The sequence below is a fragment of the Priestia megaterium genome, assembly GCF_046599315.1.
Taxonomy (GTDB): Bacteria; Bacillota; Bacilli; order Bacillales; family Bacillaceae_H; genus Priestia; species Priestia megaterium_F.
The window spans coordinates 43,910-61,366 of sequence record NZ_JBKIKC010000006.1; the positions used below are offsets into that span (position 1 = coordinate 43,910).

General features: G+C 39.6%; 16 protein-coding genes. 11 read left to right on the forward strand and 5 right to left on the reverse strand.

Annotation, left to right across the window (positions count from 1 at the left end; genetic code table 11):
* The first annotated feature begins 226 nt into the window (after positions 1-226).
* The 4 genes from ACLHDF_RS18130 to ACLHDF_RS18145 all read left to right on the forward strand — a co-directional run bounded on the left by ACLHDF_RS18130 (position 227) and on the right by ACLHDF_RS18145 (position 4,441).
* Entirely contained in the window at positions 227-457 is a 231-nt protein-coding gene (locus ACLHDF_RS18130) for a YkvS family protein (protein WP_013056869.1), read from the forward strand.
* A 131-nt stretch (positions 458-588) separates the two neighbouring features.
* Positions 589-1,503, forward strand: a complete 915-nt coding sequence (locus ACLHDF_RS18135) for an ATP-binding protein (RefSeq protein WP_413920094.1) — start codon at positions 589-591, stop codon at positions 1,501-1,503.
* Between the two features lie 11 nt (positions 1,504-1,514).
* The gene (locus ACLHDF_RS18140) at positions 1,515-3,431 is read left to right on the forward strand and encodes a vWA domain-containing protein (RefSeq protein WP_413920095.1); all 1,917 of its coding nucleotides are present in this window, start codon (positions 1,515-1,517) and stop codon (positions 3,429-3,431) included.
* 98 nt (positions 3,432-3,529) lie between these two features.
* Positions 3,530-4,441 carry an EamA family transporter gene (locus tag ACLHDF_RS18145; protein WP_413920096.1) on the forward strand — a complete coding sequence of 304 codons (912 nt, stop codon included), beginning with the start codon at positions 3,530-3,532 and terminating at the stop codon, positions 4,439-4,441.
* A 36-nt stretch (positions 4,442-4,477) separates the two neighbouring features.
* Here the strand turns inward: ACLHDF_RS18145 and ACLHDF_RS18150 are convergent, their stop codons facing one another.
* Positions 4,478-7,582, reverse strand: a complete 3,105-nt coding sequence (locus ACLHDF_RS18150; RefSeq protein WP_413920097.1) for a glycoside hydrolase family 2 TIM barrel-domain containing protein — start codon at positions 7,580-7,582, stop codon at positions 4,478-4,480.
* A 129-nt stretch (positions 7,583-7,711) separates the two neighbouring features.
* On the opposite strand from ACLHDF_RS18150, the gene ACLHDF_RS18155 reads away from it, so the two are divergent.
* The 4 genes from ACLHDF_RS18155 (at position 7,712) to ACLHDF_RS18170 (ending at position 10,608) form a co-directional block, all read left to right on the forward strand.
* Positions 7,712-8,539 (forward strand): AraC family transcriptional regulator, encoded by an 828-nt coding sequence (locus ACLHDF_RS18155; RefSeq protein WP_413920098.1) that lies wholly within the window; start codon positions 7,712-7,714, stop codon positions 8,537-8,539.
* Positions 8,540-8,685: 146 nt separating this feature from the next.
* Positions 8,686-9,162 carry a site-2 protease family protein gene (locus ACLHDF_RS18160; RefSeq protein ID WP_413920099.1) on the forward strand — a complete coding sequence of 159 codons (477 nt, stop codon included), beginning with the start codon at positions 8,686-8,688 and terminating at the stop codon, positions 9,160-9,162.
* 159 nt (positions 9,163-9,321) lie between these two features.
* Positions 9,322-9,804, forward strand: a complete 483-nt coding sequence (locus tag ACLHDF_RS18165) for a GNAT family N-acetyltransferase (RefSeq protein ID WP_413920100.1) — start codon at positions 9,322-9,324, stop codon at positions 9,802-9,804.
* 18 nt (positions 9,805-9,822) lie between these two features.
* Positions 9,823-10,608 (forward strand): ABC transporter ATP-binding protein, encoded by a 786-nt coding sequence (locus ACLHDF_RS18170; protein ID WP_413920101.1) that lies wholly within the window; start codon positions 9,823-9,825, stop codon positions 10,606-10,608.
* A 1-nt stretch (position 10,609) separates the two neighbouring features.
* Here the strand turns inward: ACLHDF_RS18170 and ACLHDF_RS18175 are convergent, their stop codons facing one another.
* From ACLHDF_RS18175 to ACLHDF_RS18185, 3 genes are all read right to left on the reverse strand, one after another.
* Positions 10,610-10,804, reverse strand: a complete 195-nt coding sequence (locus ACLHDF_RS18175) for a hypothetical protein (protein ID WP_413920102.1) — start codon at positions 10,802-10,804, stop codon at positions 10,610-10,612.
* Positions 10,805-10,905: 101 nt separating this feature from the next.
* Complete coding sequence (locus tag ACLHDF_RS18180) at positions 10,906-11,448, reverse strand: GNAT family N-acetyltransferase (RefSeq protein WP_413920103.1); 543 nt, start codon at positions 11,446-11,448, stop codon at positions 10,906-10,908.
* A gap of 102 nt (positions 11,449-11,550) precedes the next feature.
* Positions 11,551-13,428 carry a prenyltransferase/squalene oxidase repeat-containing protein gene (locus ACLHDF_RS18185; protein ID WP_413920104.1) on the reverse strand — a complete coding sequence of 626 codons (1,878 nt, stop codon included), beginning with the start codon at positions 13,426-13,428 and terminating at the stop codon, positions 11,551-11,553.
* Between the two features lie 142 nt (positions 13,429-13,570).
* Here ACLHDF_RS18185 and ACLHDF_RS18190 point away from each other — a divergent pair, with 142 nt between their 5' ends.
* The 3 genes from ACLHDF_RS18190 (at position 13,571) to ACLHDF_RS18200 (ending at position 16,517) form a co-directional block, all read left to right on the forward strand.
* Positions 13,571-14,611, forward strand: coding sequence for a C45 family autoproteolytic acyltransferase/hydolase (locus ACLHDF_RS18190; protein ID WP_413920105.1), 1,041 nt, complete (start codon positions 13,571-13,573; stop codon positions 14,609-14,611).
* An 11-nt stretch (positions 14,612-14,622) separates the two neighbouring features.
* Positions 14,623-16,125, forward strand: a complete 1,503-nt coding sequence (locus tag ACLHDF_RS18195; protein ID WP_413920106.1) for an NAD(P)H-hydrate dehydratase — start codon at positions 14,623-14,625, stop codon at positions 16,123-16,125.
* 113 nt (positions 16,126-16,238) lie between these two features.
* The gene (locus tag ACLHDF_RS18200) at positions 16,239-16,517 is read left to right on the forward strand and encodes a hypothetical protein (RefSeq protein WP_413920107.1); all 279 of its coding nucleotides are present in this window, start codon (positions 16,239-16,241) and stop codon (positions 16,515-16,517) included.
* 39 nt (positions 16,518-16,556) lie between these two features.
* Here the strand turns inward: ACLHDF_RS18200 and ACLHDF_RS18205 are convergent, their stop codons facing one another.
* A complete protein-coding gene (locus ACLHDF_RS18205) occupies positions 16,557-17,447 on the reverse strand; it encodes a PhzF family phenazine biosynthesis isomerase (protein ID WP_413920108.1) in 891 nt (296 codons plus the stop codon).
* Positions 17,448-17,457: the final 10 nt, after the last annotated feature.

Sequence of the window (17,457 nt, forward strand, 5' to 3'; positions counted from 1 at the left end):
TCGAAGGAAACAGAAAATGTTATGATAGAACAAGGATGTGCTCTTACAAAAAACAGCTACATACATAATAAAAAATACAGCGTTTGTTTGCAAAATAAAAATGGACAAACACATGGTGTTTAACCATGGATGTTTGTGGGAAAATAAACTAAGTATTTTCAACAAAAAGTAAATAAAATTGTGTTTTCACTTATAAAAAACACGGTAAATTGGAAAAGGTGGGGTCATGATGGACGTAGAAAATACACAAGGTACAGAAGAACAAGCACCTAAAGTCAAGGCAGCTAAAGTTGGCGATACTATTCAGCCTAAAAAAGGCGACTATAAAGGATTCAAAGGAATTGTTATGGTAGTGCGAGACAATTCGGTTATCGTAGATTTTGGGAAAGATGCTGAAACTGGCGAATCCATGAAAACAGTCGTTAATCATAAAAACTATAAAATCGTAAAAAAGTAGGTGAATAACCTACTTTTTTTTACTGAATATATGTTTAAAGACTGCGATTTTTCTATCGGAAACCCACGAAAAATGCGTAGGTAAAGCAATTCTTTGAGAAGAAGAATATTTTTTAGTAAACTATAGAAAGTATGCAGAAAGAAAGGATTTTTGTTATGTCAATTCAATTATCACAATTATCATTACCAAAAGAGGTTCTTTCGCTTTTAGCGAATCGTAAATATGAAAATCTGTCCGATGCTGATCAGCTATTAATTGGAAAAGGCGGCTATACAGCAGAAGAAGCAGATATTTTAGAAGATGCCATTATTGCCTTAGCACTAGGGAAAAACGTACTTTTAAAAGGACCTACAGGTTCAGGTAAAACAAAGCTTGCTGAAACGCTGTCACATTTATTTTCTCAGCCTATGCACAGCGTTAACTGTTCGGTTGATTTAGATGCAGAAGCGTTGCTCGGATTTAAAACAATTTCTGAACAAGAAGGTAAAACAGGTATCGAGTTTGTTGAAGGACCTGTTATTCAAGCAATGAAAAAAGGCCATTTATTATATATTGATGAAATTAACATGGCTAAACCTGAAACGCTTCCTATTTTAAACGGGGTACTTGATTACCGAAAAATGATTACTAACCCATTCACTGGAGACGTAGTACGCGGTCAGCAAACGTTCGGCGTAGTAGCGGCTATTAATGAAGGGTATGTGGGGACTGTTCCATTAAACGAAGCGTTAAAAAATCGTTTTGTTGTTATTGAAGTGCCGTATATTCAAGGAAGCAGCTTAAAACAAGTTCTGATGTCTCAGTCTCAGTTAAAAGACGAAAAATTAATTGATAAATTTGTCACGCTCTCTGCAGATTTAATTACTCAAGTTCAAAGCGGCCATGTATCAGAAGAAGCTGCGTCTATTCGTGCGCTTATCGATACGTGTGATTTAGCTCTTTATATGCCGCCTCTTCGCGCGATTAAACGCGGTATTATTGAAAAGCTAGAAGATGAAAGGGAAAAAGCCGCCATTCAAAATATTGCTGAAACATTATTTGAGTAAGGAGTGGCGCTATGCGATTTATTAAATTTAACGACAAAAATGTAGATTCCTTTCTCTATATGGAGCTGGCAGATTTAACGAAAACATTAACAAAAAATGATGAAATTGAAGTAGAGTATCGCGTTTCTTCTTATTATGACCCTGTACACGGTATTATTTATCTCAGTCACTTTTGGGATAATCGTCCAGAAGAAGACAAAGTGTATGGCTTAAAAAGTGATGTGTTTTTAAGAAGTATTGGAAGCTATAAGCATTCAAACTTTAAAGAGATTAATGCATACTTAAAGAAAATAAATAAAACGTCTGTACCTAGCTTAGCTAGGCAGCTGTTTATGCTGTTTGAAGATATTCGCTTAGAAGAATTATGTAAACGTGAACGTCCTGGAACGAAAAAAGCCTTCGCAGTCAGAAGACAGCTCTATAGAAAATATTTTGCTACGCAAATGAGCGCGAACTTAACAAAAAGTGTTTATACGGATGCACTGTTTAACGGTATCTATTTGCTATTGACGACTGAAAATCCGTTTGAAGAAATTCCGTCAATGAGTGAGTCGATTAACTTAGCAATGCCTTTTATTCGCAGACAGCTAACAAATGTATATGAAGCTAAAACAACAAAAGACGTATCGCGCATTTGTCTTGAACTTGTAGATGTTTTTGATGATATTATCGAAAAAGATATGCTTAATACTTATTTCTTCTTGGCTGAACTCCAGTATGATCAGTTAGAAGAAGGGTTAACATTTGAAGAATTAAAACGCAAAGATTCATTAGTGAACGATGATATTTTAGAGCATGAAAAAGACGGAGACGAAGATATTCACGAAGAGAAAATGGAAATGTGGCATAGAGAGACAAGCGAAGCGACGCAAAGTTTTCTACAGTTTGATATGGATCAAGGTTCAAAAACAGACATGCTAGGCGATGGTGTTCGTGAAGGCGACGATGGAGATCAAGCAATGGGAATGGTGCAAGGATCTTCTCAAAAAACATCGCGAAACGATTATTCTCAAATCGAAGCCATGGAGCAAACGCATCCCGAAAAAGACGGGGAAGCAGATTATGAGTATGGGAAAGAAAATAAGCATGCCTATGCTGTTTTCGTAGATTCTAAACTTCCGAGCGACGATCACGTTGTTCAGTATGATGAGAATAAAAAAATCATTGCATCGTATCAAAAGAAATTAAAGCAAATGATTGAAAAAACGCTTGAACATAAAAAGACGCTTCCTAGAAGCGAGCTGCACTTTGGCCGATTAAATAAAAAACTTCTCAAGCTCTGGACGGATGATAACCCTCGGTTGTTTTATAAAAAAGACGAAGATTCTGCCCAAATTGATGCTGTCTTTTCTCTTTTAGTTGACTGTTCTGCATCGATGTACGACAAAATGGATGAAACGAAGCTTGGGATTACACTATTTCATGAAGCGTTAAAATCTGTTATGGTGCCTCACCAAATTGTAGGTTTTTGGGAAGATACAAATGATGCTACCGAAACGAGCCAACCTAACTACTTGCAGACGGTTATGGACTTTCAAGCATCATTAAAGCGTAAAAGCGGTCCTGAAATTATGCAGCTTGAACCTGAAGAAGACAACCGTGATGGATTTGCCATTCGTCATATGACACGCCGCTTGCTTCAGCGTTCTGAGCAACAGAAATTTTTACTTGTGTTTTCAGACGGTGAACCAGCCGCTATGGGATATGAACAAAATGGCATTGTAGATACGCACGAAGCGGTCTTAGAAGCGCGCAAGCACGGAATTGAAGTCATCAACGTTTTCTTATCTAACGGTGAAATTGACGAAGGACAGAAGAAAACCATTCAAAATATGTACGGGAAATATAGTATTCTAGTACCAAACATCGAAGAACTTCCCGATGTGCTATTTCCTTTACTCAAGAAATTACTTCATAAAAGTATTTAAAAAAGTCGAAGCATAGTGCTTCGACTTTTTTTGCTATTGACCGTTAACGAGGAGCGCGGTAAGTTAAATATATATATATAAGAGAGAAGGAATGGCAAGTGGAAGGAGTTCAAACGTCATCTAAAAGAGCATGGGGGTTGCTGCTTGTAATCATCGGCGCTACGATGTGGGGAGTATCTGGCACGGTAGCTCAATATTTATTTCAGCATAAGGGCTTTAACGCAGAGTGGCTGGTCGCCGTTCGTATGCTAGTATCCGGATTGCTGCTTTTGGCAATAGCCTCTAAGCAGCGCAATATTTTTGCGATTTGGAAAACAAAAGAAGAGAGGACTTCACTGCTTTTGTTTGGTGTAATCGGTATGCTCGGCGTGCAGTATACATACTTTGCAGCTATTGAGGCAGGAAATGCTGCTACAGCTACAGTGCTTCAATATACGTCGCCAATATTTATTATTGGCTATTTAGCCGTGCAAGCAAGAAAGTGGCCCGTGAAAGTAGAAATGATTTCTGTTGTGCTCGTCATAACGGGGACATTTTTTCTTGCAACAAGTGGAAATTTCAACGAGCTGTCTATTACAGGGTGGGCATTGTTTTGGGGGATTGGAGCAGCTGTAACGTCTGCTTTTTATACGCTTCAGCCTAAACGTCTTCTTGCGAAATGGAGCTCAATTGAAGTAGTAGGTTGGGGAATGGTGATAGGCGGCGTAAGTTTTTCATTTATTCATCCACCGTGGCATATAGCCGGTGAGTGGTCGCCGTTGTCTCTGTGTGCGGTGCTATTTGTGATTATCTTCGGCACGCTCATTGCATTTTATTGTTATTTAGAAAGTTTGAAGCACATTAGCGCTTCTGAAGCAATTGTTCTTGCGTCAGCAGAGCCTTTATCGGCAGCGGCGCTCTCTGTTCTGTGGCTTCATGTGACATTTGGATGGACGGAGTGGTTAGGTACAATTCTTATTATCGCTACGGTATTTTTGCTTTCTCAGCGAAAACCAGAGGCTACATCATAAGTAAAAAGGACTTTCCAACGAAAGTCCTTTTTACTTTTATAGAGGTTTTAGCGTAAATGTATTTGTGTAGGAGCGGTTAGCATATAGTGTGTAATCGGGGTGTGTTTTAGCTCCCCAGCTGTCGTCTCCGCCAACGCCCATTTGCTTGTAGTTAACCCGCACGGTTACTAAATCGCTTGACGGTAATTTGTAAAAATGATCGTAAGCTTCCAGCTCAAAAGGTGAGTAAGGTAAAGCGTTCAGCTCAACTGTTGGCAGACCTTTTAGCAAAAAGCCGCGTCCTTGCTTGTTTGTAATAGTGGCCCATCTAACGTCCGTTTTATTTCCACATTCTTGAGGACGTAAATACGGTGTAACTTGCTCTTTTACACGGCCTTTATGAAGGCCGAGCTTTGCTCCAGTTTTACGATCCCAATAATTTTCATGAGGGCCTCTTCCGTACCATGTTAAAGCATCAAAAGACTCATCCATCGTAAACAGCATGCCGATTTCCGGAATTTCTGGCATTGTCTCAGAAGGTGTTAAAGATTGTTCAATCTTCATTTCACCATCGTTATACAGCGTATACGTTACATAGCAAGAAGGAAGAGAGTTGCCTAAAGACAGCTCAACCGAAATGATAACAAAGTCAATTTGCGGCTGAACACTTACTTTTTGCACATGCTGATCTAAACTTGCTTGACGCCACGTTTGACATCTTTCATGTAATTTGTTTCCGAGGTCATTATCGGTTACGGCACGCCAAAAGTTCGGACGGAAACCCGACGCAAGCAGCTCGCTATGCTCATAGCTGTAAGAGATAAACTGCCCTTTTTGTTTGTCAAACATAGCCGTGAAGTTAGCGCCTGTAACTGTAAGCGTTTGTTCATTTTGGTCAACGGTTAAAGCAGGATAAACAGCTTTTACGGAAGGTACAGCGGCTTGCGCAGGCAGTACAAACTGTTCGTGCGCTACTTCGTATCCAGCTGAAGCCCAAGCCGTATCTTTGGCTAATATCAGAGAAAGAGTTAAAACAAATTCATCAGTTTCATTTTCTTGCTGATAAAGAGGATAAGAAAGCGTCATTTCATCTGTATCATCAGGAGCTACATCTAAAAGAGACGCATGTTTTTCAATGAGTTCACCGTTTTTTTCAACAGTCCAAACAAAATCATATGCATTCAAGTTTGTAAACAGGTGTTTATTTTGAACAGCAAACTTTCCTTTTGCAGCGTCGATTGCTGTCCACTTTACAGGCTGATAGCATTTTTTTACTTCTGCAATTTTAGGGCTAGCTGTCCCATCAGCAAAGATTAAGCCGTTTCCGCAGAAATTCCCATCGTTAGGAGTATCGCCAAAATCTCCGCCGTAAGCTAAGTAAGGTGTACCGTCTTCTGCTGTTGTTTGAAGAGCTTGATCTTTCCAGTCCCATATAAAACCGCCTTGCAAGATTGGATATTGATCAAACAGCTCCCAGTATTTGTACAGATTTCCGCAAGAATTACCCATTGCATGACTGTATTCACACAAAATATAAGGTTTTTTTGGATTCATTAATGCATAGCGTTCTACATCTGCTGGCTTAACGTACATCGTGCTTTCTATATCAGAAGCATCATAGTCACGGTGATGGAAAATTCCTTCATAATGAACAAGGCGCGTGGAATCTTTTTCTTTAAAAAAAGTATACATATGCTTAAAATTTTCTCCGCCAAATGATTCATTGCCAAGCGACCAAATAATGATAGAAGGGTGGTTTTTATCACGTTCGTACATAGAACGACAGCGATCTAATACGTTTTCTTTCCACTCAGGCTTGCTTCCTGGAACAGCTTTTTGTTCACCTTCTTGTAAATAAGTCCACGTGCCGTGCGTTTCTAAATTGGTTTCGTCAATCACATACAGTCCGTATTCATCACATAGTTCATACCATACTGAATCATTGGGATAATGAGATGTACGTACCGCGTTAATATTGTGCTGTTTCATAAGCAAAATGTCGTGAATCATATCTTCTCGCGTGATGCCTGCCCGTCCTTTTACTGAATCAAATTCGTGGCGATTCACTCCGCAAAGTACGATGCGCTTGCCGTTGATTGTCATAAGTCCATTCTTTAGTTCAAACGTACGGAAGCCGACTTTACAGCTTTCTGTTTCAATAACGGAACCAGCAGAATTCTTTAAGCTAAGTACAAGCGTATACAAATTAGGGCTTTCTGCGCTCCATTTTGCAGGGTTTTTAATGTGTGTACGCAAGGAAATTGTATGGTGGTCGCTCACACTTAGATTTGTTTGCAACGGAGCTTGGAGTACTTCTTGATGATTCGCGTCATACAGCATGGCTTCGAATGTTAGGTCTTGAGTACCTTGCTGAAAGTAATTCAAAACATCAGCTGAAACGGTGAGTTCACCATCCTGGTAGTTGTCATCAAGCTGCGAGCGAACGCTAAAGTCATAGATGTGAACCGGTGGAGTAGAATAGAGGTACACATCTCGGAAAATACCGCTCATTCGCCAAAAGTCTTGATCTTCAAGCCAGCTTGCATCACTCCAGCGATATACTTCTACTGCTATCGTGTTTTCACCTTCTTGAAGGTAAGAAGTGACATCAAATTCAGCTGGAGTAAAGCTGTCTTCGCTGTATCCAACAAACTCACCGTTGACCCATACGTAAAAAGCAGATTCGACGCCTTGGAAGCTGATGTACACCGGCTGGTCTTTCCATTCTGACTTAGGTGTAAATGTACGAATATACTGACCTACAGGGTTATATTTAGTCGGTGCAAAAGGAGGTTCGAGCTCTTCGTTTTCAACCCAAGGATACGTCACGTTTGTATATTGAGGATAATCATATCCCTGTAATTGCCAGTGTGAAGGAACTGAAATGGAGTCCCATTTCTCATATGAAAACTCGGGAGCGAAAAAGTTTTTGACACGGCCATCTGCGTTTTCAGCAAAATGAAAATACCAGCTGCCGTTTAAGCTTTGATAGTAAACAGAAGATTTTCTATCATTTTTTAAGGCTTCTTCGACCGTTTGATAAGGCATAAGTAAAGCGTGTGCTTTAGAACGGTTTAACTGAAAAATCTCAGGGTTGTTATTCCATTCAGGATATCCGTTTGCAGGTGCTGTATAATTAAATTTCTTGCCGGTTTTTAACATGTCGATCCCTCATCTCTAAAGTGCTAGTTTATTATTTTATATAAAAATGATAACGTTTTCTGAAAACCTTATCAATCTAATTATTTTCATGATAATATAACTATATTCACATAAAAAGGGGGAAGTAATATGGACCGTATGTACTTTCCGGCTCTTTCAGATGAAGATATGAAACTGCCATTTTATGTTACAAGCGCTGGAAAATGGAGACATCAAACGCATATTAAACGTCAGGGAGAGTTTCCTGATTATCAATGGATTCAATGTATAAAAGGGAGAGGAGAGCTTCGTGTAAATGAAGAAGTTTATATTATAAAAGAAAATGAAGGGATGTTTCTGACTCCGCATGTTCCGCATGAATATTACCCCATTACAAGCGAATGGCAAGTATGCTGGGTTTCTTTTAACGGCAACGTGATTGATGATATCATGCTTTCTCTTCAATTTACTACTTCTGGAAAAATCGTCCTTACACATGCTAAAAGTCTTTACAGAATGCTTCAAGAGCTAATGAATCGATTAGAAGAAAATCATACATCTAGCACCATGCACTGCTCTGAACTAATATATAGTGTCATTTTGAAACTTAGGCAAGACAGCGTATATATAGAAAGTAAAAGTCGTTTGCAGCAAATTACTCAGTTAAACCCAGTTCTTCGTTATATCGAGAAATACTATCATCAACCGTTAACGCTAGAAGTATTGGCGAAGCAGCTCAGCGTAACGGAGCAGTATACGTGTTTGCTTTTTCAACAATCTCTTGGTATCCGCCCTTTTGAATACGTAACGCGTGTACGCATTCAAAAAGCAAAGAAACTGCTGCTTAAAAACAACCATGTCTCTGTACAAGACATAGCAAGGCAAGTGGGGTATGAACATCCAAGCTATTTTATCAAGCGCTTCAAAGAACAGGAGAACGTTACTCCAACTGTTTTTCGGAAAATGTATTTTTCATAAGTTACATACATGAATTTTTACCTAAGATATAAGACCTGCGGTTGACGCTAGTCATTTTGTATGAGTTTTAAAAAAGAATTTAAATAGAGTTTTAAGTGAAAATGGGGAGGAAAAGTAGAGAAAGGAAGCAAAAAGGAGGGATAAGCGTGTTTGGGTTAAATGATCTTCCAAAGTTTGTGTGGTCATTCTGTCTTGTATTGCCGCTTGTATCATTTGTTCATCAGCTGGGGCATTCCGTCATGGCAATTCTTTTCGGAGGGAAGGTCGATTTTACTATAGGGAGAGGGAAAACTATTCTTAAAATGGGGAAGTTTAAAATTAAGTCAGTGTATTTTTTAGACTCGTTTTGTAAATATGAAAATCTTAAGAACGACAGTCGCTTTTCTCATGCAGTGGTGTATGCGGGTGGTGTGCTGTTTAATATTCTTACTATTTTTATAATAAATGGATTAATTATGGCTAATATTCTGTCTGAAGATATATTTTGCTATCAATTTGTTTATTTTTCAGTCTATTATGTTATTTTCTCACTGCTGCCAATTCAATATACAGAGACATCTGCAAGCGATGGACGTGCTATATATAACGTATTACGGTACGGGAAAACGTGTGATCCAGATTAAAGGGCTGTGTGTAGCAGCCTTTTTTGGTGCATTTTTTTCTGTTCCAACTAAAGAAGGAAAGGAAAACTTTACGAAAAGAAAAGAGTAGCGGATAATAAAGATATTACGCTATGAAATGTTAGAAAGGAGAGGGTTCATACGATTATTGAGACAGAACGAATGAAGCTGCGAGTCATGACTGAAAGCGATGCAGGCAATTTACTAAAAATCTTTGGAGATGCTGAAGCGATGAAGTATTATTCTTCTACTAAAAATGAACAAGATACACGTCGCTGGATTCAATGGATGAAGCAGCATTATCAAACGTATGGCATTAGCATGTGGGTCGCTGAGGATAAGCAGAAAGGAGAGTTTCTAGGGCAGTGCGGCATGGTTCTTCAAAAAGTAGACGGCGAGGTAGATCCAGAACTTGGCTATTTATTTTTACGCAGCCGCTGGGGAAAAGGATATGCAAGTGAAGCAGCAAAAGCCTGCCTAGATTACGGCCTCCATACGCTGAAATTTCAGAAGATTATATCATTAATAGACCCTGCCAATTCCCCATCGATTAAAGTGGCTGAAAGAATTGGTATGAAAACAGAAAAGCAAGTTAACAAATGGAAGAAATCTCTAGTCTGTTATAGTATATATAATGAAAAATGAGAATAAAGGAGTGTTAGCGTGATTAATATTAAGAATATTTCGGTAAAAAGAGCAGAAAAAGAAATTTTAAAAAACGTGTCGTGGTCAGTTAAAAAAGGAGAACATTGGTGTTTGCTTGGGTTAAATGGTTCCGGAAAAACAACGCTTTTAAATACAATCAACGGATATGTCTGGCCTACAAAAGGTCAGGTAGAAGTCCTTTCAAAGAGATTTGGAGAAACAAATCTATCCGAGCTCAGAAAAGAAATTGGATGGGTAAGCTCTTCACTTCAACAGCGGTTTCGAGATGATGACACGGTTTTAGAAATGGTTTTAAGCGGAAAGTTTGCATCTATTGGTCTATATGAACAAGTGGAGCAAAAAGATATGAACCAAGCCTTAGAATTAATGCAGCTGCTAAAGTGTGAAAACTTACAAAATCAGGCGTACGGAACGCTTTCTCAAGGAGAGCGTCAGCGAGTGCTAATCGCTCGAGCTCTTATGGCTTTACCAAAGCTTTTAATACTTGATGAGCCATGTACAGGTCTAGATATAATGGCTCGAGAACAGCTTCTTCAGCTGATTGCAAAAATGGCAGAGCAGCCAAAAGCTCCTACGCTTATCTATGTTACCCACCATGTAGAAGAAATTTTGCCGTGCTTTACCCATACGCTTTGTATGCGTCAAGGAGAAGTGTTTTCCTCTGGAAAAACGAAAGACCAGCTCACTGAGCCGCATCTTTCTAAATTTTTTAATCACTCCGTAGAGATTCAGCAGCAGAAGGAACGTACTTGGCTATCACTAAAAGAACCGGTAAAAAGCTGATTTAGCGTCGAGAAATCTTCTTACATACCATGGGGAAAAGAACGCTGCTTGCAATGGAAACAAGCTCATTGTGGAGATGATGTTTACATGCTACATAGATAGTGGTGCTGCAAATAATATCAATCAGTAAAAAAGCAGCGACGTCATTTTTATCAATGGTTACAAACACAAAAGAAGAGGAATCATAAGTTGTCATCGTTAGCTCCTTTGGCTATATAGTTATGTTACTTTATTCACAAAAGGCTTGGGCTATACGAACTTTTAAAAAAGTAAAATGATAACAGCTGATTCTTTCTTCTACAACTGGTAATACTCTTGTTCGAGTATACTCATGATAATATCTGTCTGAAATGCTTCTTCAATAAAAGCACCTTCACGCTCCATTCCTTCTTTTACAAAGCCACATTTTTCATAACAAGCGATGGCTCTATGGTTGTACTCGAGCACCCGTAAATCAATTCTGTGCAAGTTAAGGTGTTCAAAGGCGTAGGCAAGTACCAATTTTGTAACTTCAGTGCCGAGCCCTTGATTCCAAACGGAAGAATCAAATAAACCAATTGCATACCGTGCGCGCCGGTCGTATTCGTTAACGGTCAGCCGGGCTTCTCCAATAAAACGCTGCTGATATTCAATACACCAATTCAGCTTTTGTGACTTTATGTACTCGATGTGCCGCTCGGCATCTTGTAGTGTAAGAGGTTTTAAGTTTCGAGTATCGCCTCCGTACATACGAATAAGTTCTTTTGTCTGCTTGCATGCTAAATAATCATTCACGTCCCTGTCTTTTGGTTTTCTTAGCAGCACATTTTTTCCTTTTAAAAGTGGTGAAACATTAATCATTTCATGCATCCTTTCTTTATTAACATTTAAAAAGTATTCCACTTGTTTCCTGAAAAAACCTGCTTTTATGTATAAAAAGGAACAGCTGTAGGCGCTGTTCCTTTATGAAGAATGTTTTTTTACGTAGTGGGCAAGTGCAAGAAGAGGAAAAATATCATTGTAGCTGTGATACTTAATATAAAATTGTCCAGGAAGACCAATTCCCGTTGGGTAATGAATTTGCTGCTCTGTGAGATTTGGATTCATCAAAAATACAATTCCTTTTTCAACGGCTCGATCTTTTAATGGACATACTGTCAATAAAGCATCAAGAGCCCAAGCCGTTTGAGAAGGAGTGCTAAACGATAAAGGCACATATTTTTTCAGAGAAGCGCTATAGCATGATTCTCCGAATCCACCGTCTTCTTGTTGAATGCTTTTAAGCCAGTTAATAGCTTTAATGATACGCGGATCAGAAGCAGAAACTCCTACAGCACGCAGTCCTGTAATAGCGGCCCAAGTTCCATAAATATAGCAAACTCCCCAGCGGCCGTACCAGCTCCCATTATCCAATTGATGATCAAACAGCCATTTTACTGCAGCTTTAATCGAAGGATGAGACTTATTCATACCGGCAAAGTTCCCTAGACACTCAAGCACTCGACCGGTTAAATCAGCAGTAGCCGGGTCCGTCGCTGCATCTTTTGCATTTTCAAGCGGCAGATAAGTAAATAAAACCGAATCGGTATTTTTTTCAAATGCAGCAAAACCGCCGTCTTTGTTTTGCATGGACAACAGCCAGTTGATGCCTCTTTGCCAAGACTCCAAATAATTTGTCTCCGTTTGAGCTCTTCTAGAAAGGGCTCTAATAGCGGCTGACGTATCGTCTAAGTCAGGGTTATTCGTATTAATGTCGGAAAAACCCCAGCCTCCAGGTACTGTATTTGGGTTATGAAACTGCCAATCTCCAAGCTTTGTATGCTGTCTTTTCTTTAAGTAGCCGGTTGTGCCTTTAATCATAGGATGTTGCTGCGGTACACCTGCTTCCTGTAGAGCGTAAGATAGCAGCGCCGTGTCCCAAACGGTTGACGTTGAGTTTTCTACATGTGCGTGGCCGCTGCATGTACTAATTAGTGAACAAATACCGTCGATTGCTTTTTTAATCACAAACGAATCTTTTTTATAGCCAAGAGCGAGAAGACCGTAAATCATAAAAAAAGTAGAAGTGGCGTAGCTGTAAAGGGTTCCATCCTTTTCAATTCTTTCTAGCATGTAACGCTCGGCTGCTTGATAACCAAGCTTGTGGATGTAAGAAGGTAAAGAAGCCAGCTGCTTTAAATGGTCGACTAAAAAAATAGAAGCACGTGATTCTTGAGTAGTTTCATCCGATTCCTGTTTCTTTGTTCTTACATCTAAATGAGAAAGAGAAGGTGTATGCCTAGAGGTAAGTGAAAATTTTTTATTGCCTGCTACCATCATCGGAACGAAGTGAATTCTGGCATAGGTGCTTAATTCATAAAAGTTAAGTGGTACATAGGTAGGCACGAGCAAAAGAGAAAGCGGCAGGTAAAACAGCTTCGGCCATTCATATACGCCGTTAACAGAAAGCATCCATCTTGTTAGAAAATGAGCGCGAGAGATGCCTCCTGAATCAATAATATACCTTTCTGCTTTTCGTAACACCCGGTCGTTTTTTTGGTAATAACCTGAATATAAAAGGGCTGTATAAGCTTGAATAGTGGCCGATAAGTTATGTTCTTCATCATCAAACAACGTCCAAAGACCATCTTCGTTTTGAAGGGAAACAATTCGTTCGGTTAACTGTTTAATCAACACTTCTTTATCTAAATCAAAGGTGCGAAGAAGCATAATTAAAAACGAATCAGGCATAACGCCTGTTTCAAAACAGTAGCGAAATGACCCGTCATTTTTTTGTGTTGGGCGCAGATAGGCGATTCTTCGCTGAATCTCTAGCTGAACTTCCTTTAGCAATATGATCACCTCTTATGATAATGCTTTTCAATCTTTCGACCTGTTTCTTTATAACTGTATTCAAAGGAAGAGAGTTCTATGAGAGGAGAAAGTTGCAAAGAATAGAGCGCTTGCTGCACAATAAAGATACTGGGAAATTGGAGTGATACAAGTGAAAGAAATACAGGTAGAAGTCATTCAAGGGCGAGGTTCTTACCGAGAGCTTGGTGAAATGCAAGGGAAATTGCATAAAGGAACAAGGCTGTTTGAAAATCATCAAAAAAGAAGAAAACGTTCATTACGAAGCTATCAAACGATAGCAAAAGAAGTTCGTCATTATTACGACTTATTTGCCCCTGGACTGTGGAGTGAGCTAGTGGGCTTAGCAGAAGGCTTAGAGTGGCGTCTTGAAGATGTTATTCATGAGTACAGCGGGTATCAGCAAGAGTGGAAAAAAACGGGGTGTTCTGCTCTTATGCAGCACGGCGTGTACGTGCGAAATTACGATTATCATCCGAAGACGTACGAAGGTCGATTTTTGCTTTTTCAGCCAAATGAAGGATATGCAAGCGTCGGGTTTGGAACGAGAATGGTTGGGCGAATGGATGGAATGAATGAAAAAGGATTAGCAATTGGCTATCATTTTGTCAATCGCCGCCGTCAAACGAACGGATTTATCTGCTGTACGCTCGCTCGGTTTATTTTAGAAACATGCCAAACGACAGAAGAGGCTGTTGCCGTTTTGGAAAGAGCACCGCACCGTCATGCGTTTAATTATTCAATTTATGACCGCAACGGGCAGGGAGCGGTAGTGGAGGCTTCTGGACGAGGTGTTTACGTACAAAGAGGAACGATGATGGGATGTACGAACCATTTTGATCAGCTGGTCGAAGAAAATCGTCATCATTTGATAGAGTCAAAAGAAAGGCTCGATCATATTCGAGATCATATCGAAAAAAAGCTATCGCCTCTTGAAGCTTTCTCTTTATTTAATGAAGATGAATACGGTATTTTTAAAGAAGATTATCGGAACTCTGCCGGAACGCTTCATACAGTGGCGTATGTACCGGAGACACTGCAAGTCATTGTGGGGATTGGACGAAAAGCAAAACCTCTTATTTTCTCGTTTGAAGATTGGGTGAAAGGAGAACAATTAACTATAACGAAAATAAAAGGAACGGTAAATACAGACGAACCATTTCCGTTTCAGTAAGGAGCAGCATAATGAGAATTGTAACGAATCAAGAGATGTATCAAGTAGATGATTATATGATGAATACAATTGGGATGAGTGAAGAGTCCCTTATGGAAAATGCCGGACAAGCTGCTGCAAACGTGCTGAGTGAGCGAATAGAAAAATATGAAAAAATAGGGCTGCTTATAGGAACGGGAAACAACGGAGGAGACGGCTTTGTTATTGCCCGTGCGCTGAAGTCAAAAGGATATGAAGTTGATGTCTGGGTAGTTCCTGTGCGGGAAAAAATAAAAGGCGCAGCCAAAAAAGCAATGATCATCTATGAAAATGCTGGATTCACTTGGCAATCAGCAGGAGACAACTTCTCCGCGAAAAAGTATACCGTTATCATTGACTGTCTATTAGGAATAGGAGTAAAAGGCAGCATTAAACCTCCTTATGATGACATTATCAAAGAAATAAATGATTCTAAGGCTTACATATACAGCATCGATGTTCCAAGTGGAGTAATGGAACAGAAGCAAGAGCTTACGATCCGTGCAGATGCTACAATTACGCTTCAGCAGCCGAAAATCACGGCATTTATATATCCAAGCAAAGAAAGCTACGGTGAATTGATTGTTGTAGATATCGGTGTACCGCCGCTAGCAATTGAAAAAAGTTCATGTTTTAAGGAGGTATGGTCAACTCAGAAGGTTAAACAATCTTTTCCCATTCGGAAAGCTTCGTCCAATAAAGGTTCACATGGAAAAGGAATTGTAATAGGAGGTTCACTTCAAACACCTGGAGCGCCGATGTTAACTTCTAAAGCAGCGCTCGCAAGCGGAGCAGGGCTTTTAACTCTTGCTGTTCCGAGTGAGATTCATGCGATTGCAGCTGCGCACATGTTGGAAGTGATGTATAAACCATGTCCAAGCAAGGATGGCTTTTTTTCAGGCGAGCTTTCTTTCGTAGAAGCGAAGTATGATGCGATTGCAGTCGGACCAGGACTTGGGAGAACGAAAGAAACGAAGAAAGTTGTCGAACAAGTGCTTCAACAGCCGGTTTCCGTTGTGATTGACGCGGATGCTCTTTTTTACCTTCCGGATTTAGAAAAAGAAGTAAAAGAAAGAGAACACGCAACGATTTTAACACCTCACCCCGGAGAGATGGCAAGACTCGTGGACACAACAATCGCAGAAGTAGAAGCAAATCGATTTTCAATATCCAGGCAATATGCGGTTGAAAAGGGTGTATATCTTGTCTTAAAAGGTCCAAACACGATTGTTACAACACCTGACGGAAAACAATATGTAAATACAACTGGAAACGCAGGACTTGCCAAAGGTGGAACGGGTGACACATTAACAGGGATCATCCTCGCTTTTATCATGCAGCATGATTCTCTTCAAGAGGCAATCAGTAATGCGGTATATGTTCACGGAAAAGCAGCTGATTTGCTACTCGATAGGGGTCATACAACGGTAGATATGTTAGCAAGCGACGTAATTTCTGCACTCCCCGCAGTCTTTGGGCAGCTGAGTGAAAAGTAATTCCTTCTATATTATTAAAATTTGTTGACAAAATCCTTCAAAAAGTTGTCAAAACTCTTTGTAAATGATAACGTTATTTTACGTAAGATTTTACATAGAAAGAAAGTGATGTTGTGTACTACTCAATGAGACCAAGAGGCATTCATTTAGCTGTGCCTACACTTTTCTTCTTTATCACAGTCGTGTTATTTGCGATAATGCAGTTTGGTTTTTATCTAGATTCCAGCATTCTTCGTAAAATTTGGGTCATCATTATGGCTTTATTGCCCATTGCTGGACTAATCACGGCTATTAAAGGTAGAAGAGGAAGCGCAAAGCCGTGGTTAATTATAGGGAATGTGATTCTTATTTTAACCGTTACAATAATGAGCGTACAAGCTATTATTTATTAAACAAAAAACGTGTTCGCCTTATGGGCGGACACGTTTTTATTAGGAAAAAGAAATGGTTTGCTTTGTTACATAGACTGCTTCTCCAGCGATTACCACACCATACGTATGCTCTTTTTTTGTGATTTCTACATGAACAACGCCATCTCTATCCATTTCCTGTCCTTGCTCAATAACAAATTGCCAGCGGTCGTTTTCTTGCTGATCAACATACGTCGCATAATAGGCGCCCATTACGCCGGACGCTGTTCCAGTTACAGCGTCTTCTACCGTACCTGAAAATGGTGAAGAGAAATGTCTTCCATGCATATGGGCTTCTGGGTGAATCGTTTCAAAACAAAAGGGATGAATAGACGCTTTGGGCATATCTGTTAAAATATGCGGGAAATCTTCTTGATTAGGCTTCATCTTCTTGCAGGCATCTAAATTTTTTAAAGGTACAATAAGCGTCCAATTCCCTGTACTTCCATATACAATAGGAAGTCTTTGATCAAACTCATCAACATGAAGATTAAGAGCTTTTGCCAGTTTTTGTTTTGATCCTGAAAACGGATGAAACTGTGGAGAAGCTTGAGCCATTGTGATAACAGGTTGTCCGTTCCGGTTTTGTACAGTCATCGGCAAAATTCCAGCATTGGTTTCAACTGTAAATTTAGTTTTTGGAAGTTTGTTTTCACTATGTAAAGCATAAAGGGAAGCGACGGTAGCATGCCCACACAAATCTGCTTCTTGTCCAGGTGTAAAGTATCGAATTCGTAAATCAGCACGGGCAGAGCTCATGATAAAAGCAGTTTCATTAAATTGTGCTTGATAAGCAATGTTCTGCATTTCTTCAGCTGAAAAATCATCTCCGTTAAACACAATTCCCGCAGGATTTCCTTTATTGGGGCGCGTGCTAAACGCATCGTATTGATAAACAATCGCTTCTTTCATAGAAATCATC